The sequence below is a fragment of the Pseudomonas sp. BLCC-B112 genome (assembly GCF_028550695.1).
In the GTDB taxonomy this organism is placed as follows: domain Bacteria; phylum Pseudomonadota; class Gammaproteobacteria; order Pseudomonadales; family Pseudomonadaceae; genus Aquipseudomonas; species Aquipseudomonas danubii.
Window position 1 is genome coordinate 501756 of record NZ_JAQQGK010000001.1, and the last position, 19692, is coordinate 521447.

Annotated in this window: 16 protein-coding genes; 15 read left to right on the forward strand and 1 reads right to left on the reverse strand. The window is 59.8% G+C overall.

Annotated features, from left to right (window positions below):
* Positions 1-48 precede the first annotated feature (48 nt).
* From bamA to ispD, 15 genes are all read left to right on the forward strand, one after another.
* A complete protein-coding gene (gene bamA / locus PQT43_RS02280; protein ID WP_102861372.1) occupies positions 49-2439 on the forward strand; it encodes an outer membrane protein assembly factor BamA in 2391 nt (796 codons plus the stop codon).
* 44 nt (positions 2440-2483) lie between these two features.
* Entirely contained in the window at positions 2484-2987 is a 504-nt protein-coding gene (locus PQT43_RS02285; protein WP_102861373.1) for an OmpH family outer membrane protein, read from the forward strand.
* A 3-nt stretch (positions 2988-2990) separates the two neighbouring features.
* The gene (gene lpxD, locus PQT43_RS02290) at positions 2991-4046 is read left to right on the forward strand and encodes a UDP-3-O-(3-hydroxymyristoyl)glucosamine N-acyltransferase (protein WP_213664805.1); all 1056 of its coding nucleotides are present in this window, start codon (positions 2991-2993) and stop codon (positions 4044-4046) included.
* A gap of 109 nt (positions 4047-4155) precedes the next feature.
* On the forward strand, positions 4156-4596 hold the full coding sequence (gene fabZ, locus PQT43_RS02295) for a 3-hydroxyacyl-ACP dehydratase FabZ (protein WP_007924058.1): 441 nt from the start codon (positions 4156-4158) through the stop codon (positions 4594-4596).
* Positions 4593-5369, forward strand: coding sequence for an acyl-ACP--UDP-N-acetylglucosamine O-acyltransferase (gene lpxA / locus PQT43_RS02300; protein ID WP_102861375.1), 777 nt, complete (start codon positions 4593-4595; stop codon positions 5367-5369). The genes fabZ and lpxA overlap by 4 nt, the downstream gene beginning before the upstream one ends.
* A gap of 2 nt (positions 5370-5371) precedes the next feature.
* Positions 5372-6502, forward strand: a complete 1131-nt coding sequence (gene lpxB, locus PQT43_RS02305) for a lipid-A-disaccharide synthase (protein ID WP_372859347.1) — start codon at positions 5372-5374, stop codon at positions 6500-6502.
* 11 nt (positions 6503-6513) lie between these two features.
* Positions 6514-7146 (forward strand): ribonuclease HII, encoded by a 633-nt coding sequence (gene rnhB, locus PQT43_RS02310; protein ID WP_102861377.1) that lies wholly within the window; start codon positions 6514-6516, stop codon positions 7144-7146.
* Positions 7147-7215: 69 nt separating this feature from the next.
* Positions 7216-10737, forward strand: coding sequence for a DNA polymerase III subunit alpha (gene dnaE, locus PQT43_RS02315; protein WP_272753458.1), 3522 nt, complete (start codon positions 7216-7218; stop codon positions 10735-10737).
* 139 nt (positions 10738-10876) lie between these two features.
* Positions 10877-11824 carry an acetyl-CoA carboxylase carboxyltransferase subunit alpha gene (locus tag PQT43_RS02320; protein ID WP_016964689.1) on the forward strand — a complete coding sequence of 316 codons (948 nt, stop codon included), beginning with the start codon at positions 10877-10879 and terminating at the stop codon, positions 11822-11824.
* Positions 11825-11939: 115 nt separating this feature from the next.
* Entirely contained in the window at positions 11940-13256 is a 1317-nt protein-coding gene (tilS, locus tag PQT43_RS02325) for a tRNA lysidine(34) synthetase TilS (RefSeq protein WP_272753459.1), read from the forward strand.
* Positions 13257-13530: 274 nt separating this feature from the next.
* Positions 13531-15162: a CTP synthase gene (locus PQT43_RS02330; protein ID WP_102878557.1), complete on the forward strand. Its 1632-nt coding sequence runs from the start codon at positions 13531-13533 to the stop codon at positions 15160-15162.
* 5 nt (positions 15163-15167) lie between these two features.
* The gene (gene kdsA, locus PQT43_RS02335) at positions 15168-16013 is read left to right on the forward strand and encodes a 3-deoxy-8-phosphooctulonate synthase (RefSeq protein ID WP_011059542.1); all 846 of its coding nucleotides are present in this window, start codon (positions 15168-15170) and stop codon (positions 16011-16013) included.
* Positions 16014-16170: 157 nt separating this feature from the next.
* On the forward strand, positions 16171-17460 hold the full coding sequence (gene eno / locus PQT43_RS02340) for a phosphopyruvate hydratase (protein WP_102878558.1): 1290 nt from the start codon (positions 16171-16173) through the stop codon (positions 17458-17460).
* Positions 17461-17633: 173 nt separating this feature from the next.
* On the forward strand, positions 17634-17912 hold the full coding sequence (gene ftsB, locus PQT43_RS02345; RefSeq protein ID WP_102861382.1) for a cell division protein FtsB: 279 nt from the start codon (positions 17634-17636) through the stop codon (positions 17910-17912).
* A complete protein-coding gene (ispD, locus tag PQT43_RS02350) occupies positions 17909-18616 on the forward strand; it encodes a 2-C-methyl-D-erythritol 4-phosphate cytidylyltransferase (RefSeq protein WP_102861383.1) in 708 nt (235 codons plus the stop codon). Before ftsB ends, ispD begins: the two co-directional genes overlap by 4 nt.
* A gap of 98 nt (positions 18617-18714) precedes the next feature.
* On the opposite strand, the gene PQT43_RS02355 is transcribed toward ispD, so the two are convergent.
* Positions 18715-19614 (reverse strand): LysR substrate-binding domain-containing protein, encoded by a 900-nt coding sequence (locus PQT43_RS02355; protein ID WP_102878559.1) that lies wholly within the window; start codon positions 19612-19614, stop codon positions 18715-18717.
* Positions 19615-19692: the final 78 nt, after the last annotated feature.

The following is a 19692-nucleotide window of genomic DNA, read 5'->3' on the forward strand; positions in this document are numbered from 1 at the left end:
CATTTTGCGGCAGTTTGTTTATTGCCAGTTGGAATAAGAAAGGACTTCATGAAACGTCTGCTGCTAACTGCGGTTCTCACCGTATTGATGATCGCCGAAGTTCACGCCGAGTCCTTCACTATCTCCGATATTCGCGTCAACGGCCTTCAGCGCGTTTCCGCGGGTAGCGTCTTTGGTGCCTTGCCGTTGAACGTCGGCGAGCAGGCGGACGACCGTCGCCTGGTGGAATCCACTCGTGCGCTGTTCAAAACCGGTTTCTTTCAAGACATCCAACTGGGCCGCGATGGCAACGTCCTGGTCATTACGGTAGTCGAGCGGCCGTCGGTTGCCAGTATCGAGATCGAAGGCAACAAGGCAATCTCCACCGAAGACTTGATGAAGGGCCTGAAACAGTCCGGTCTGGCCGAAGGTGAGATCTTCCAGCGTGCGACACTCGAAGGCGTTCGTAACGAGTTGCAGCGCCAATATGTCGCCCAGGGCCGTTACTCGGCCACCGTTGAGACTGAAGTGGTTCCGCAGCCACGCAACCGTGTCGGCCTGAAGGTCAATATCAACGAAGGCACGGTCGCAGCCATCCAGCACATCAACGTGGTGGGCAACACTGTCTTTCCAGACGAAGACCTGATCGGCCTGTTCGAGCTCAAGACCACCAACTGGCTGTCGTTCTTCAAGAACGACGACAAGTACGCCCGTGAAAAGCTCTCCGGTGACCTGGAGCGTCTGCGTTCCTACTATCTGGACCGTGGCTATATCAATATGGATATTGCTTCGACCCAGGTGTCCATCACCCCGGACAAAAAGCACGTCTACATTACCGTCAACGTCAACGAAGGCGAGAAGTACAGCGTTCGTGACGTGAAGCTCAGCGGTGACCTGAAAGTACCTGAAGACCAAGTCAAGGCACTGTTGCTGGTGGAGAAGGGCCAGGTGTTCTCGCGCAAGCTGATGACCACCACTTCCGAACTGATTACCCGCCGTCTGGGTAACGAGGGCTACACCTTCGCCAACGTCAACGGCGTGCCTCAGCCTCATGATGAAGACCACACCGTGGACATCACCTTCGTGGTAGACCCGGGTAAACGTGCCTACGTCAACCGTATCAACTTCCGTGGCAACACCAAGTCCGAGGACGAGGTGCTGCGTCGCGAAATGCGTCAGATGGAAGGCGGCTGGGCTTCGACCTACCTGATCGACCAGTCCAAGACCCGTCTTGAGCGCCTGGGCTTCTTCAAGGAAGTCAACGTCGAGACACCGGCTGTACCGGGTGTTGATGACCAGGTTGACGTGAACTACGCGGTTGAAGAGCAAGCATCCGGTTCGATCACCGCCAGCGTCGGTTTCGCCCAGAGCGCTGGTCTGATCCTCGGTGGTTCCATTACCCAGAACAACTTCCTGGGTACCGGTAACAAGGTCAGCATCGGTCTGACCCGCAGCGAATACCAGAGCCGCTACAACTTCGGCTACGTTGACCCCTACTGGACCGCCGACGGCGTGAGCCTGGGTTACAACGCTTTCTATCGCACCACTGACTACAAAGACCTCGACGTCGACGTGGCCAGCTATGCGGTGGACAGCCTCGGTGCTGGCGTCAGCGTGGGCTACCCGATCAGTGAGACTTCGCGTCTGACCTTCGGCCTGACCGCGCAGCAGGACAAGATCAAGACCGGCCTGTACACCGTCGACGAAATCTTCGACTTCGTGAATAAACAGGGCGACAGCTACCTCAACTTCAAGGCGTCGGCCGGCTGGTCCGAGTCGACCCTGAACAAAGGTGTGCTGGCCACTCGCGGCCATTCGCAAAGCCTGGTTCTGGAAACCACTACTCCAGGTAGCGACCTGTCGTTCTTCAAGCTCGACTACCGTGGTCAGTTGTTCACTCCGCTGAGTGAGAACTACACCATGCGCTTCCATACCGAACTGGGTTATGGCGACGGCTTTGGTGATACCAAGGGCTTGCCGTTCTACGAGAACTACTATGCTGGTGGTTTCAACTCGGTACGTGGCTTCAAGGACAGTACCCTGGGTCCGCGCAGTACTCCGAGTCGTGGTGCTGGTGTAACCGGTAACGCCGGTACAGCTGCCGACCCAGACCAGGATCCACTGCCATTCGGCGGTAACGTATTGATCCAGGGCGGTGCCGAGTTGCTGTTCCCGCTGCCGTTCGTCAAAGATCAGCGTTCCCTGCGCACTTCGTTGTTCTGGGATGTGGGTAACGTCTTCAACTCTCGCTGTGAAAGCACGTCCAACACCATTGCGGCGTCGAATGTGAAAACGCAGTGCAACGATATCAGCTTGAGCAATCTGGCCAGTTCGGTGGGTGTTGGTGTGACTTGGGTCACTGCTTTGGGGCCATTGAGCTTTGCCCTGGCGATGCCGATCAAGAAACCGGATGACGCTGAAACTCAGGTGTTCCAATTCTCTCTCGGTCAGACTTTCTAATAGTCTACCCAAGATAACGACAATGGATTTTGTAGGAGTGCATCGTGCGTAAGTTGACTCAATTGGTTCTCCTGGCCTCCGTACTGGTCGCGAGCCCGGCGTTTGCCGAAATGAAAATCGCTGTTCTGAACTATCAGATGGCTCTGCTGGAATCCGACGCGGCCAAGAAGTACGCAGTGGATGCCGAGAAGAAATTCGGCCCGCAACTGACCAAGCTGAAGACTCTGGAAAGCAGTGCGAAGGGCATCCAGGATCGCTTGGTTGCGGGTGGCGACAAGATGCAGCAAGGCGAGCGTGAGCGTCTGGAGCTCGAGTTCAAGCAAAAGGCTCGGGACTTCCAGTTCCAGTCCAAGGAACTGAACGAAGCCAAGGCTGTTGCTGACCGTGAAATGCTCAAGCAATTGAAGCCGAAGCTGGACAGCGCCGTTGAAGAAGTCATCAAGAAAGGTGCTTTCGACCTGGTTTTCGAGCGTGGCGCAGTGATCGATGTCAAACCTCAGTACGACATCACCCGCCAAGTTATCGAGCGCATGAATCAGCTGAAGTAAGCCATGACCGCGACCATAAAACTCGGCCAATTGGCCGAGTTCCTCGGCGCCACCTTGCGTGGCGACGCGGAGAAGGAAATCACTGGGCTAGCCACCTTGCAGGAGGCTGGCCCAGCTCAGTTGAGCTTTTTGGCAAATCCGCAATATCGCAAGTACCTGGTGGACTGCCAGGCCGGCGCGGTATTGCTGAAGGCTGCTGATGCTGAGGCTTATGCCGGCGATGCACTGGTGGTGGCTGATCCTTATCTGTCCTACGCCCGTATTTCCCATCTGTTCGATCCCAAGCCCAAGGCGCCAGCGGGTATCCATCCGTCAGCGGTGATTGCCGCCGATGCGCTGGTGCACCCGGAGGCCAGCATTGGTCCGTTTGCAGTGATCGAGTCTGGTGTGCGGATTGCGGCTGGAGTGACCATCGGTGCCCACTGCTTTATCGGCGCTCGCTGCGAAATCGGCGAAGGCGGCTGGCTGGCCCCGCGGGTGACCTTGTACCACGATGTGCGCATTGGTCAGCGTGTGGTCATCCAGTCGGGGGCGGTGCTCGGTGGTGAAGGTTTCGGCTTTGCCAATGAAAAAGGCATCTGGCAGAAGATCGCGCAGATTGGCGGTGTGACCATCGGTGACGATGTGGAAATCGGCGTCAATACGGCGATTGACCGCGGCGCCCTGGCCGATACCGTCATCGGCAACGGTGTGAAGCTGGATAACCAGATTCAGATTGCCCACAACGTCCAGGTCGGCGATCACACGGCGATGGCGGCTTGTGTGGGAATTTCCGGCAGCACCAAGATCGGCAAGCACTGTATGCTCGCCGGCGGTGTGGGTCTGGTAGGGCACATCGAGATTTGTGACAACGTATTCCTCACTGGAATGACCATGGTGACCCACTCGATTACCGAGCCGGGCGCTTACTCTTCCGGTACGGCCATGCAACCTGCTGCCGAGTGGCGCAAAAGCGCGGCACGCATCCGTCAGCTCGATGACCTTGCGCGGCGTTTGCGCCAGTTGGAAAAGCGCGTTGGGGACGTGACCCCTGACGGCAATGCTTCATCAGATGGCTGATACCATTTCCATATCAAGTGTGCACAGCCGCTAGACTGCCTCCTTGATTTGCTAGAGGGGCGTGCGTTAGTCGCGCGCTCCCACTCTTTACTACAGGCTTCCCCCCGAAATGATGGACATCAACGAGATTCGCGAATACTTGCCTCACCGTTACCCTTTCCTGTTGGTGGATCGGGTAGTGGACCTGGATGTCGAGGGCAAGTGCATTCGTGCCTACAAGAATGTCAGCATCAACGAGCCGTTCTTCAATGGTCACTTCCCGGCGCATCCGATCATGCCGGGCGTGTTGATCATCGAGGCCATGGCTCAGGCTGCGGGCATTCTCGGTTTCAAGATGCTCGACGTGAAGCCAGCCGACGGCACCCTTTATTACTTCGTCGGTTCCGACAAGCTGCGCTTCCGTCAGCCAGTACTGCCGGGCGACCAACTGATTCTTGAAGCCAAGTTCATCAGCTGCAAGCGTCAGATCTGGAAGTTCGAGTGCCAGGCGTCGGTAGACGGCAAGCCTGTCTGCTCCGCTGAAATCATCTGTGCGGAACGCAAACTATGAGTTTGATTGACCCTCGCGCAATCATCGATCCGACGGCCATCCTGGCCGACGACGTTGAGGTTGGCCCGTGGTCGATCATCGGCGCTGGTGTGGAAATCGGCGAGGGTACAGTGATCGGGCCCCATGTGATTCTCAAGGGCCCTACCCGGATCGGTAAGCACAACCGCATCTACCAGTTTTCCTCGGTAGGTGAGGACACGCCTGATCTGAAGTACAAAGGCGAGGAAACCCGCCTGGTTATTGGCGACCACAACGTGATCCGCGAAGGCGTGACCATTCACCGTGGCACCGTCCAGGACCGTTCCGAAACCACACTGGGCGATCACAACCTGATCATGGCCTATGCCCATATCGGCCATGACAGTGTCATTGGCAACCACTGCATCCTGGTCAACAACACTGCGTTGGCCGGGCATGTGCACGTGGATGACTGGGCGATTCTCTCCGGTTTCACCCTGGTGCATCAGTACTGCCATATCGGCGCTCACAGCTTCTCCGGCATGGGCACCGCCATCGGCAAGGATGTGCCGGCATTCGTCACGGTGTTCGGCAACCCTGCCGAAGCCCGCAGCATGAACTTCGAAGGCATGCGCCGTCGTGGCTTCAGCGAAGATGCAATCCATGCACTGCGTCGCGCCTACAAGACGGTCTATCGCCAAGGGCTGACGGTGGATCAGGCCTTGGCCGAGCTGGCCGAGCCGGCTGCACAGTTCCCCGAAGTCGCGGTGTTTCGTGACTCGATCCAGTCTTCGACTCGCGGCATCACCCGTTAATCATGAACACTCTGCGTATTGCGCTGGTGGCTGGCGAAGCCTCCGGCGACATTCTCGGCGCCGGTTTGATGCGAGCCTTCAAGGCTCAGCACCCGGCCGTTGAATTCATTGGCGTCGGCGGTCCGCTGATGGAGGCCGAAGGCCTCACTTCCTACTTTCCCATGGAGCGCCTGGCGGTCATGGGGTTGGTGGAGGTGCTTGGGCGGCTGCGTGAGCTGTTGGCGCGGCGCAAGAAGCTGATCCAGACCCTGATTGCTGAAAAGCCGGATGTGTTCATCGGGATCGATGCCCCGGATTTCACCCTGAATATCGAACTCAAGTTGCGTCAGGCCGGGATCAAGACGGTGCACTACGTCAGCCCGTCGGTCTGGGCATGGCGGCAGAAGCGGGTACTGAAGATCCGCGAAGGCTGCGATCTGATGCTGACTCTGTTTCCCTTCGAAGCCCGCTTCTATGAAGAGAAGGGCGTACCGGTGAAGTTTGTCGGCCACTCCCTAGCCGATGCCATTCCGCTGCAAGCCGATCGCGCTGCAGCGCGTGCCGAGCTGGGCTTGCCCGATGGCCCGCTGGTGGCCTTGCTGCCCGGCAGTCGTGGTGGCGAAGTAGGGCGCCTGGGTGCCTTGTTCCTCGATGCGGCCCAGCGTTTGCGAGCCATGCGCCCCGGCGTGCGCTTCATCATGCCGTGCGCGAGCCCGGAGCGTCGGGTCCAGCTGGAAGAGCTGCTGGCCAGTCGCGACCTGCCGCTGACCTTACTCAACGGTCAGTCCCACAAGGCCCTGGCCGCTTGTGACGCGGTGTTGATCGCCTCCGGTACCGCGACTCTGGAAGCCTTGCTCTACAAGCGGCCGATGGTGGTGGCCTATCGCCTGGCGCCGCTGACCTTCTGGATTCTCAAGCGCATGGTCAAGAGTCCGTATATTTCCTTGCCGAACCTGCTGGCTCAGCGTTTGCTGGTACCCGAGTTGCTGCAGGACGACGCCACTGCCGAGGCCCTGGCTCAGACGCTGTCGCCGCTGATCGATGGCGGTGAAGAGCAGACCCGTGGCTTTGACGAGATCCACCGAACCTTGCGCCGTGATGCGTCCAACCAGGCCGCGCAAGCGGTGCTTGGGTTGATCGGCAAAACCCTGTGAGTAATTCAAAGATGCAGATGGGCCTGGATTTCACCCTGGTGGCCGATGCCGAGGACCTGGTGGCCGGTGTCGACGAAGTTGGCCGTGGCCCATTGTGCGGGGCGGTTGTCACTGCTGCGGTGATTCTTGATCCGCAACGGCCGATTCTGGGCCTCAACGACTCGAAGAAACTCACTGAGGCCCGTCGCGAGAAGCTGTTCGATGAAATCTGTGAGAAGGCCCTGAGCTGGTGCATTGCTCGGGCTGAAGTCGAAGAGATCGACGAGCTGAACATCCTCCACGCCACCATGCTGGCGATGCAGCGAGCGGTGGAAGGCCTGAGCGTGACGCCGAAGCTGGCGATGATCGACGGCAACCGTTGCCCGAAGCTGGCGATGCCGGCAGAAGCTGTGGTCAAGGGCGATAGCAAGGTTCCGGCAATCGCTGCAGCGTCGATTCTGGCCAAGGTCAGCCGCGACCGGGAAATGGCTGCTTTCGAGCTGATCTACCCGGGTTACGGTATCGGTGGCCACAAGGGCTATCCGACGCCGGTGCATCTGGAAGCCCTGGCCCGCCTGGGGCCGACGCCGATTCACCGGCGTTCCTTCGCCCCGGTACGGCAAGCTTATGAAGCCCGTGAGGCGCAGGGCGAGATTCAGTCCTGAGGCTGATGTTTTAGTCGAGGCCCGGTACAATCCGGGCCTTGTTGTTTTCGCGCTTATTACAGGATCACTATGCCGGCTTCATTCGTTCACCTGCGCCTGCACACTGAATACTCCCTGGTCGACGGTCTGGTGCGGATCAAGCCGCTGGTCAAGGCTCTCACCGGCATGGGCATGCCTGCGGTGGCGGTCACCGACCAGAACAACATGTGTTCCCTGGTCAAGTTCTACAAAAACAGCATGGGTGCGGGGATCAAGCCGATCTGCGGCGCCGACCTCTGGCTGTCGAACAAGGACCCGGATAACCCCCTGAGCCGCATCAGCCTGCTGGTGATGAACGCCGTGGGTTACCGTAACCTGACCGAGCTGATTTCCCGGGGCTTCATTGATGGTCAGCGCAATGGCCAGATCATCATCGAGCGCGAGTGGGTGGCAGAGGCCGCAGAAGGCCTGATCATGCTCTCGGCGGCCAAGGAGGGCGAGATTGGCATGGCGCTGATCGCCGGTGACCTGGAGGTCGCCGAAACCCTGGCCCGGGAGTGGATGGCGGTGTTCCCGGACCGTTTCTACCTGGAAGTGCAGCGTACCAACCGACCCAATGATGAAGAGCAACTACACGCCGCCGTGGCCCTGGCTGACAAGATCGGTGCGCCGCTGGTGGCCACAAACGATGTGCGTTTCATCAAGCAGGAAGATTTCGAGGCTCATGAAACCCGGGTGTGCATCGGCGAAGGCCGGGCCCTGGACGATCCGCGCCGTTCGAAGAACTACAGCGATCAGCAGTACCTGAAAAGCGCCGAGGAAATGGCCGAGCTGTTCAGCGACTTGCCCGAGGCGCTGGAAAACACGGTCGAGATCGCCAAGCGCTGCAATATCGAAGTCAAGCTGGGCAAGCACTTCCTGCCCGACTACCCCATTCCTGATGGCATGACCATCGATGAATACTTCCGCAAGGTTTCCTTCGATGGCCTGGACGAGCGCCTCAGCGTGCTGCTGCCCAAGGACACCACCGAGGACTATGAAGCCAAGCGCCAGGTCTACGTCGACCGGCTGAATTTCGAGCTGGACATCATCATCCAGATGGGATTCCCCGGTTACTTCCTGATCGTTATGGACTTTATCCAGTGGGCCAAGAACAACGGCGTGCCGGTAGGTCCTGGCCGAGGGTCGGGTGCCGGCTCCCTGGTGGCCTACGTGCAGAAGATCACCGACCTCGACCCCTTGGAATACGACCTGCTGTTCGAACGTTTCCTTAACCCGGAACGGGTCTCCATGCCCGACTTCGACGTCGACTTCTGCATGGACGGTCGCGACCGGGTGATCGATTACGTGGCCGAGAAGTACGGCCGCAACGCGGTAAGCCAGATCATCACTTTTGGTTCCATGGCGGCCAAGGCGGTGGTGCGCGACGTTGCGCGGGTGCAAGGCAAGTCCTATGGCCTGGCCGACCGTCTGTCGAAGATGATCCCCTTCGAAGTCGGCATGACCCTGGAAAAAGCCTACGAGCAGGAAGAGATCCTGCGGGACTTCATCAAGGTCGATGAAGAGGCGGCGGAAATCTGGGAGATGGCGCGCAAGCTTGAAGGTGTGGTGCGTAACGTCGGTAAACACGCCGGTGGTGTGGTGATCGCGCCGACCAAGCTCACCGACTTCTCGCCGATCTACTGCGACGAAGAAGGCGGCGGCCTGGTGACCCAGTTCGACAAGGATGACGTCGAGGCTGCTGGCCTGGTGAAGTTCGACTTCCTCGGTCTGCGGACCCTGACCATTATCGATTGGGCGCTGAAAACCATTAACCGCGACCGTGCCAAGGTCGGCGAGGAACCGCTGGATATCGCCTTTATCCCGCTGGACGACAAGCCGACCTATAGCCTGTTGCAGAAAGCTGAAACCACTGCGGTATTCCAGCTTGAATCCCGGGGCATGAAGGAGCTGATCAAGAAGCTCAAGCCCGACTGCCTGGAAGACTTGATTGCACTGGTGGCCCTGTTCCGTCCGGGGCCGCTGCAATCGGGCATGGTGGATGACTTCATCAACCGTAAGCACGGTCGCGCCGAACTGGCCTATCCGCACCCCGACTATCAGTACGATGGCCTGCGCCCGGTTCTGGCGCCGACCTACGGCATCATCCTGTATCAGGAACAGGTGATGCAGATTGCCCAGGTCATGGCCGGTTACACCCTCGGTGGTGCAGACATGCTGCGTCGGGCCATGGGTAAGAAAAAGCCCGAGGAAATGGCCAAGCAGCGTGGCGGTTTCATTGAGGGTTGCGCCAGCAACAACATCGATGCGGACCTGGCGGGCAACATCTTCGACCTGGTGGAAAAATTCGCCGGTTACGGTTTCAACAAATCCCACTCCGCCGCCTACGGCCTGGTGTCGTACCAGACTGCCTGGCTCAAGGCTCACTACCCGGCGCCCTTCATGGCGGCGGTACTGTCCGCGGATATGCACAACACCGACAAGGTCGTGACCTTGATCGAGGAAGTGCGGACCATGAAACTGCGCCTCGATGCGCCAGACGTGAACACTTCCGAATTCAAGTTCACGGTGAACGATGAAGGTCGCATCGTTTATGGCCTTGGCGCGATCAAAGGGGTGGGCGAGGGACCGGTGGAAGCCATCACCGAAGCCCGTGCTGAGGGGCCGTTCAAGGACCTGTTCGATTTCTGTGCCCGGGTCGACCTCAAGCGCATTAACAAGCGGACCCTGGATGGTCTGATTCGCAGTGGTGCCCTGGACCGTCTCGGCCCGCACTTCTTCGACGAGCCCAAGGCCTACCAGGCCAACATCGACCAGAACCGCGCGGTACTGCTGGCCGCCATGGAAGAGGCGATCAAGGCGGCAGAGCAAACTGCCCGTACCCACGACAGCGGCCACGCCGACCTGTTTGGCGGGGTGTTCGTCGATGAGCACGCGGATGTCTACGCCAACCATCGCAAGGCCAAGGAGCTGACCCTCAAGGAGCGCCTTAAAGGCGAGAAAGATACCCTCGGCCTGTACCTGACCGGGCACCCGATTGATGAGTATGAAGGCGAGATCCGCCGCTTCGCCCGTCAGCGCATCATTGACCTGAAACCGGCCCGGGATACCCAGACGGTAGCGGGCATGATCATTGCCCTGCGGGTGATGAAGAACAAAAAGGGCGACAAGATGGGTTTCATCACCCTCGACGACCGTTCGGGGCGGATCGAGGCCTCGTTGTTTGCCGATGCCTTCCACTCGGCGCAGTCGCTGTTGCAGACCGACGCCATGGTGGTGGTGGAAGGCGAGGTGAGCAACGACGACTTCTCCGGCGGCCTGCGTTTGCGGGTCAAGCGGGTGATGAGCATGGAAGACGCGCGGACCAACCTGGCGGAAAGCCTGCGCCTGAAAGTCCATACCGATGCCCTCAAGGGCGATCAGCTACGCTGGCTGGGGGACTTGTTCAAGCGTCACCGCGGTGCGTGCCCGATTACCATGGAGTACACCCGTAACGACGCCAAGGCCTTGCTGCAGTTTGGCGAGAACTGGCGGATCGACCCGGCAGACAGCTTGATTCAAGCCCTGCGTGACCAGTTCGGGCGAGACAACGTCTTCCTCCAATACCGTTGACGGTGAGGTGCCATCATTGCGCCTCATCGCCACATGAATTTTTAATCTCGACCTCAACGCGTCCGTCCCTTAAGGTAGGGCGCGAATAGACAACCGGCCGGCCCAAGCCCCCTTGGACGTCGAGCCCAGACGGACGCCTATGAACCCGAATTTTCTTGATTTCGAACAGCCGATCGCCGACCTGCAAGCCAAGATCGAAGAGTTGCGCTTGGTCGGTAATGACAATTCGCTGAATATCGGCGATGAGATTTCCCGCCTGCAGGACAAGAGCAATACCCTGACCGAAGACATCTTCGGCAAGCTCACCAGCTGGCAGATCGCACGTCTGGCGCGGCACCCGCGTCGTCCGTACACCCTGGATTACATCCAGCACATCTTCACCGAGTTTGACGAGCTGCATGGCGATCGCCACTTCTCTGACGACGCCGCGATCGTCGGCGGCGTTGCTCGCCTGGACGAGCAGCCGGTGATGATCATCGGTCATCAGAAAGGCCGCGAAGTGCGCGAGAAGGTACGCCGCAACTTCGGCATGCCGCGTCCGGAAGGCTACCGCAAGGCCTGCCGCCTGATGGAAATGGCCGAACGCTTCAAGATGCCGATCCTGACCTTCATCGACACCCCGGGCGCCTACCCGGGCATCGACGCTGAAGAGCGCAACCAGAGCGAGGCCATTGCCTGGAACCTGCGGGTCATGGCACGCCTGAAGACCCCGATCATCGCCACCGTGATCGGTGAGGGTGGTTCCGGCGGCGCATTGGCCATCGGCGTCTGCGACCAGTTGAACATGCTGCAATATTCCACTTATGCGGTGATCTCGCCGGAAGGCTGCGCCTCGATCCTGTGGAAAACCTCGGAAAAGGCCGCCGATGCAGCCGAGGCCATGGGCATCACCGCCGAGCGTCTGAAAGGCCTGGGCATTGTCGACAAGGTCATCAGCGAGCCGCTGGGTGGCGCCCATCGTGATCCAGCCGCCGCGGCTGCCTCGATCCGTGCCGAACTCAGCTCGCAACTGGCAATGCTCAAGGAAATGGATAACGACACCCTGCTGGCCCGTCGTTATGACCGCCTGATGAGCTACGGTCTCTGATCGAGCGCTGTTCCCCCTTGTAGGGGTACGCTTGCTCGCGACCCAGGCGCCGCAATCGATCAGATTGCGGCGTCGTCCTTTCTCGAGCACATGCTCCTGCGGGGCTTGAAGCTTCATGAACTCTCTCTCCGCCAAACTCCTAAAAAGCCTGGCGCCCTGGCGTGAAGCCGCTCATTGGCGCATCGCTTTCTCCGGTGGACTTGATTCCACTGTCCTGCTGCATCTCCTTGTCGATCTGGCGCATCAACATGGCCTTCCACGGCTCACGGCTGTGCATGTTCATCACGGGCTGCAAGCGGCGGCGGATGCTTGGCCGGCCCACTGTCAGGCGATCTGTGCTGCCCTGGGTGCGCCGTTGCAGGTGATTCATGTCCAGGTGCGGGCCGGTTCCAGTCTCGAAGGGGCTGCCCGGGAGGCGCGTTATGGGGCATTTGAGCGCTTGACCGCTGCCAATGAGTTGCTGCTGACAGCGCAGCATCGTGATGATCAGGCCGAAACCCTGTTGTTTCGACTGTTGCGCGGTGCTGGCGTCAGGGGGTTATCGGCAATGCCGGAAAGCCGACCTTTGGGTGCAGGGCACCTGTTGCGGCCTTTGCTTGGCGTGTCCCGTGCCGAACTTGAACGTTACGCCGCCGAGCATTGCCTGAGCTGGGTCCAGGACCCTTCAAATGCCGATCATCAATATTCGCGCAATTATCTGCGGCATCAGGTGATGCCGTCGTTGATTGCTCGCTGGCCTCAGGCCGCGACCAGCATAAGTCGCAGCGCCGCCCACCTGAGAGAAGCACAGGGCCTGCTCGATGAGCTGGCGATGATGGATCTGGCGCCAGCCGAGGGGGAGAGCGACTTTCCCTGGCTGGACTTGCCGTCACTGACCCTTGCCCCTTTGCAGTCGTTATCCCCGGCTCGGCAGCGCAACGTCTTGAGTCACTGGCTGAGCAAGCGTGGCCGTTTGCCGGACACCGATCATTGGGCCGGCTGGGAGAGTCTGCGGGATGCCAGCGCGCAGGGGCATCCTCGATGGTGTCTGGCCGACGGCGAAGTGCATCGTGCGGGAGGGCGAATCTGGTGGCTGTCTGGTGCCTGGTTGCAGCAGGTGAAAAGCGGGATCGAATGGCAGGATCCGGGCAGTCCGTTGCAGTTGCCGAACAATGGCCAGGTGTTTTTCGTCGGCTCGGCGCCCCAGGGCCCGTTGCACATCCGTTATCGGCAGGGTGGGGAAGTCATGCAGGTGGCCGGACGTGGTCATCGTGACCTGAAGCGTCTGCTCAACGAGGCCGGACTACCGAGCTTCGTCCGTGGCAGATTGCCGCTGCTGTACCAGGATGAGCGGTTGCTGGCAGTGGCAAACCTGCCGGCGCTTGCGGCAAATCCCCAGGCAGGCTGGCAATTGTATTGGCGACCACTGACCAGCGATCAAGGTTTGAGCTGAAAGGGGCTTTCCGGTAGACTACGCTCCCTTCTTGATACAACTTCTGTGGATTCGCCTGAATTGCAGGAGTTGCCGATTACCAAGCAGTCTTTGCTGGGCGATTCCAAAAAATGTGTAGCGAGCAACCTACCGGTGTTTTTGCATCCGGTCTGTCACCACGCGGCGGTTTTTTTGAAAGGTGCACTGTGATTAATGCAGGTGATCGGGGGCTTCGGCCTTCCTTCGCTTTCCCCGGCGGCACTGACCGCTTTAACGCAGACTTCTAGGGTTTTTCATGACGCGCTACATATTCGTCACGGGCGGTGTTGTTTCTTCATTGGGGAAAGGCATTGCCTCGGCTTCATTGGCGGCCATCCTGGAGGCGCGGGGGCTTAAGGTCACCATGCTCAAGCTGGACCCGTACATCAACGTCGACCCGGGCACCATGAGCCCGTTCCAGCACGGTGAAGTGTTCGTCACCCACGACGGCGCCGAGACCGACCTGGACCTGGGCCACTACGAGCGGTTCATCCGCACGACCATGACCCAGAACAACAACTTCACCACTGGCCGTGTCTACGAGCACGTACTGCGCAAGGAGCGCCGTGGTGATTATCTGGGCGCCACTATCCAGGTGATTCCGCATATCACCGACGAGATCAAGCGTCGCATCATCAAGGGCGCCGGCGATGCCGACGTGGCCCTGGTGGAAATCGGCGGTACTGTGGGCGACATCGAGTCGCAACCGTTCCTCGAAGCCATCCGCCAACTGCGGGTCGAAGTCGGCTCCAAGCGCGCGATGCTGATGCACCTGACCCTGGTTCCGTACATCGCCACCGCTGGCGAGACCAAGACCAAGCCGACCCAACACTCGGTGAAGGAACTGCGCTCCATCGGTCTGCAGCCTGACGTGCTGATCTGCCGCTCCGACCATCCGGTGGATGTGTCCTCGCGTCGCAAGATCGCGCTGTTCACCAACGTTGAAGAGCGTGCGGTGATCTCCCTGGAAGACGTCGACACCATCTACAAGATCCCGGCCGTACTGCACGCCCAGGGTCTGGACGATTTCGTCGTCGAGCGTTTCGGCCTGCAATGCAACGGCGCCGATCTGTCCGAGTGGGAAAAGGTGGTAGACGCCAAGCTCAACCCTGAGCATGAAGTCACCATCGCCATGGTCGGCAAGTACATGGAACTGCTGGACGCCTACAAGTCGCTGATCGAAGCGATGAGTCACGCCGGCATCACCAACCGCACCAAGGTCAACCTGCGCTATATCGATTCCGAAGACATCGAGAACCAAGGCACCGCGCTGCTGGAAGGCGTTGATGCGATCCTGGTCCCGGGCGGTTTCGGCCTGCGTGGCGTGGAAGGCAAGATCACTGCAGTGCAATACGCCCGCGAGAACAAGGTGCCGTACCTGGGTATCTGCCTGGGCATGCAAGTGGCGGTCATCGAGTTCGCCCGTAACGTCATGGGCTGGAAAGATGCCAACTCCACCGAATTCGATCGCACCAGTGGTCACCCGGTCGTCGGTCTGATCACCGAGTGGGAAGACGCCACGGGCGCTGTCGAAGTGCGTAACGAAGCGTCCGATCTGGGCGGCACCATGCGTCTGGGCGCCCAGGAATGCTTGCTGGAAGCGGGCTCCAAGGTCCACGACTGCTACGCCAAGGACGTGATCATCGAGCGTCACCGTCACCGTTACGAAGTGAACAACAAGCTGCTGCCACAGCTGATCGAGGCTGGCCTGAAAATCTCTGGTCGCTCGGGCGACGGCGCGCTGGTTGAAGTGGTCGAAGCTGCGGATCATCCATGGTTCGTCGCTTGCCAGTTCCACCCTGAGTTCACCTCGACGCCACGTGACGGTCACCCACTGTTCAGCGGTTTCGTCAAAGCAGCATTGGCTCAACACCAGAAGAAGGCTTGAACCTGATGGCGCAGAAGATCATCCGCGTAGGCAACATCGAGATCGCCAACGACAAGCCGATGGTGCTGTTCGGCGGCATGAACGTGCTGGAAAGCCGCGACATGGCGATGCAGGTCTGTGAAGAGTACGTACGGGTTACCGAGAAGCTCGGTATTCCGTACGTGTTCAAGGCCAGCTTCGACAAGGCCAACCGTTCGTCGGTGACTTCTTATCGTGGTCCTGGCCTTGAAGAGGGCATGCGGATTTTCGAAGACGTGAAGCAGGCCTTCGGCGTGCCGATCATCACCGATGTCCATGAGCCGGCCCAGGCCGCCGTGGTCGCCGAAGTCTGCGACATCATCCAGTTGCCGGCGTTTCTCTCGCGGCAGACCGACCTGGTGGTGGCCATGGCCAAGACCGGCGCGGTGATCAACATCAAGAAGGCCCAGTTTCTCGCGCCTCAGGAAATGAAACACATCCTGAGCAAGTGCGAAGAGGCGGGTAATGATCAGTTGATCCTCTGCGAGCGCGGCTCCAGCTTCGGTTACAACAACCTGGTGGTGGACATGCTCGGCTTCGGCATCATGAAGCAGTTCGAGTACCCGGTGTTCTTTGACGTGACCCATGCCCTGCAGATGCCGGGCGGTCGTGCCGACTCTGCTGGCGGTCGCCGGGCTCAGGTCACCGATCTGGCCAAGGCCGGCATGAGCCAGTCCCTGGCCGGCCTGTTCCTGGAAGCCCACCCAGATCCGGACAACGCCAAGTGCGACGGCCCTTGCGCCCTGCGCCTGGACAAGCTCGAGCCGTTCCTGGCTCAGCTCAAGGCTCTGGACGAGCTGGTCAAGAGTTTCCCCACGGTAGAAACCGCGTAAAACCGGCGACTTCCTCTGTAGGAGCCGGCTGGCCGGCGAAGGTGTCCTCGCGGGCCCGTTCGCCAGCCAGCCGGCTCCTACAAGAATGCAATTTGACCCACAAGTTATAAATCGAGCGGTACTCAGCGTTTTCGTCAACTTTGGAGTGTTTACAACAATGGCAAAAATCGTCGACATCAAAGGTCGTGAAGTTCTCGACTCCCGTGGCAACCCCACTGTCGAAGCGGACGTGCTTCTCGACAACGGCATCATCGGCAGTGCTTGCGCGCCGTCCGGTGCCTCCACCGGCTCGCGCGAAGCGCTGGAGCTGCGTGATGGCGACAAGAGCCGTTACCTGGGCAAGGGCGTGCTCAAGGCGGTAGCCAACATCAACGGTCCGATCCGCGACCTGTTGCTGGGTAAAGACCCGATCGACCAGAAAGCGCTGGATCAGGCGATGATCAAGCTCGACGGTACCGAGAACAAGGCCACCCTGGGCGCCAACGCCATCCTCGCCGTGTCCCTGGCCGCGGCCAAGGCTGCCGCCCAGGACCAGGACCTGCCGCTGTACGCTCACATCGCCAACCTCAACGGCACCCCAGGCGTCTACTCGATGCCGGTACCGATGATGAACATCATCAACGGTGGCGAGCACGCCGATAACAACGTCGACATCCAGGAGTTCATGGTGCAGCCGGTTGGCGCCAAGTCCTTCTCGGAAGGTCTGCGCATGGGCACCGAGATTTTTCATCACCTCAAAGCCGTGCTGAAGGCCCGTGGCCTGAACACCGCTGTGGGCGATGAAGGTGGTTTTGCGCCCAACCTGGCTTCCAACGAAGATGCGCTGAAAGTCATCTCCGAGGCCGTGGCCAATGCCGGTTACACCCTGGGCACCGACGTGACCCTGGCTCTGGACTGCGCCGCCAGCGAGTTCTACGAAGACGGTAAGTACAACCTGTCCGGCGAAGGCCAGGTGTTCACCGCCGAAGGTTTTGCCGAGTACCTCAAAGGCCTGACTCAGCGCTACCCGATCATCTCCATCGAAGACGGCCTGGACGAGTCCGACTGGGCGGGCTGGAAGATCCTCACCGACAAGATCGGCGACAAGGTGCAACTGGTCGGTGACGACCTGTTCGTGACCAACACTAAGATCCTGAAAGAAGGCATCGACAAGAAGATCGCCAACTCGATCCTGATCAAGTTCAACCAGATCGGCACCCTGACCGAAACCCTGGAAGCCATTCAGATGGCCAAGGCTGCCGGTTACACCGCCGTGATTTCGCACCGTTCCGGCGAAACCGAAGACTCGACCATCGCCGACCTGGCTGTGGGCACCTCGGCTGGCCAGATCAAGACCGGCTCCCTGTGCCGTTCCGACCGCGTATCCAAGTACAACCAATTGCTGCGTATCGAAGAGCAATTGAACGGCAAGGCCAAGTACAACGGTCGCAGCGAGTTTCGCGGCTAAGCCGTAGATGGTAAAAAGACACCGGATTGTGTCGGGAAAATCGCTACAGCGAGTTTTTTGCCACTAATCTGATGCCTTAAGAGCACGAAGCCTGGTTCTTCCAGGCTTCGTGCTATCAGTAGGTCCGAAGTTGTTGGCATGGCTGTCTTTTTTCACTGGATACCCGATATTCGATGCGCAGTCCCAATTGGTTGTTCCTGGTCTTGCTCTTGCTGCTGGCTGGCTTGCAGTACCGCCTGTGGGTGGGGAGCGGCAGCTTGGCCCAGGTAGCTGACCTGACTCAGCAGATTGCCGACCAGCACGCTGAAAACGAGCGTTTGCTGGAGCGAAATCGCGTACTCGATGCGGAAGTCATGGAACTGAAGAAGGGCATGGAGACCGTTGAAGAACGGGCTCGCCACGAGTTGGGCATGGTCAAGGAGGGTGAAACCCTCTACCAGTTGGCCCAATGAGCGATAGATTGCCGGCCTTCTGGGCCGTGATTCCTGCCGCGGGCGTCGGTGCCCGCATGGCCGCGGATCGTCCCAAGCAGTACCTGCAACTGGGCGGACGCACAATTCTCGAACACAGCCTCGGCTGTTTCCTCGACCATCCTGGCCTCAAGGGGCTGGTGGTCAGCCTGGCGCTGGACGATCCTTACTGGCCAACCCTGGCCTGTGCCCATGACTCTCGGATTCAGCGGGTCGAAGGCGGCGCTGAGCGTTCCGGGTCGGTACTCAATGCCTTGCTTCATCTGCATGCTCAGGGCGCGGCCGATGAGGATTGGGTTCTGGTTCACGATGCCGCACGCCCCAATCTTTCCCGAGATGACCTGGACAAGCTGCTGAGTGAATTGGCGCATGACCCGGTGGGCGGGCTGCTGGCGGTGCCGGCTCGGGACACCCTGAAGCGGATCGACAAGCACGGAAGGGTTTTGGAAACCGTGGATCGCAGCCTGATCTGGCAAGCCTACACACCGCAGATGTTCCGTCTTGGCGCGCTGCACCGCGCCTTGGCCGACAGCCTGGTGGCCGATGTGGCGATCACCGATGAGGCTTCGGCAATGGAATGGGCCGGGCAGGCGCCACGCCTGATCGAAGGCCGTTCCGACAACCTCAAGGTCACTCGCCCCGAGGATCTTGAGTGGCTGCGCCAGCGTTGGTCCAATCGGCGCTGATCGCGGGCGGGCGCTGAACCTTGTAGCCGCTGCCGCAGGCTGCGAACGACTCCGAAGGAGGCGCCGCTCCTGAAACCCCGAAGGCCCTGCGGCAGCGGCTACACATCGCGGTATTCCGGGCGTTCGGCCAAGCCTTGCTTGAGATAATCCACCAGCTTGCGCACTTTCGGCGACAGATGCCGTTGCTGTGGATAGAGCGCCCAGACTGCGGTGTTGGGCGGCTGGTGAGCTTCCAGCAAGGAAACCAGCGTACCGTCCTGCAGGTGCTCCAGAACGTAGTAGTCCGGCAGTTGGCAGAGTCCGACGCCTTGTAACGCCGCGTCCAGCACTGCCTGTCCGCTGTTGCAGCGCCAGTTGCCCTGCACCCTTTGCGAAAATTCGCGCCCGTCGACCTCCAACTGCCAGATATCCGAGCTGCCGATCAGGCAGTTGTGCCGGCTCAATTCCGAAAGGCTGTGAGGGCGGCCATAGCGTTCCAGATAGGACGGCGATGCACATAGGTACATGCGGCGCGGTGCCAGGCGAGTGGCGACCAGGCGTGAGTCCTGCAGGCGTCCCAGGCGAATGGCCAGGTCGAGCCCCTCGTGCACCAGGTCCAGGGGACGGTTGCTCAATTCGATGTCCACCCGCAATTGCGGATAAAGGCTCATGAAACGCGTGACCAGCGGCACGATAAAACGCTCGCCGTAGGCCACTGCGCAAGTCATGCGCAGCATGCCCTTGGGCTCGCTGGTCAGGTCCCCCACGGCTCGCAACGCTTCCTCGCGCCCGTCCTGCAAGCGTTGGCAATGCTGGAGAAAGGTCTGCCCGGCCTCGGTCAGGGTGACGCGGCGGGTACTGCGATACAGCAGGCGGGTCTGCAAGCGCTCTTCCAGGCGCACCACCTGGCGGCTGATATGAGATGAGGACACCCCCAAGCGTTCCGCAGCGGCAGTGAACTGGCTGCATTCGGCGACTGCGACAAATTCGTCGATGCCTTCCCAACGGTTTTCGCTCATTGATTATCCCTGCATGGCAATAATGTTTTGCTTTTGCCTGGATTATTCATCGCCTTGCGCTGTTTTACACTCACAGCC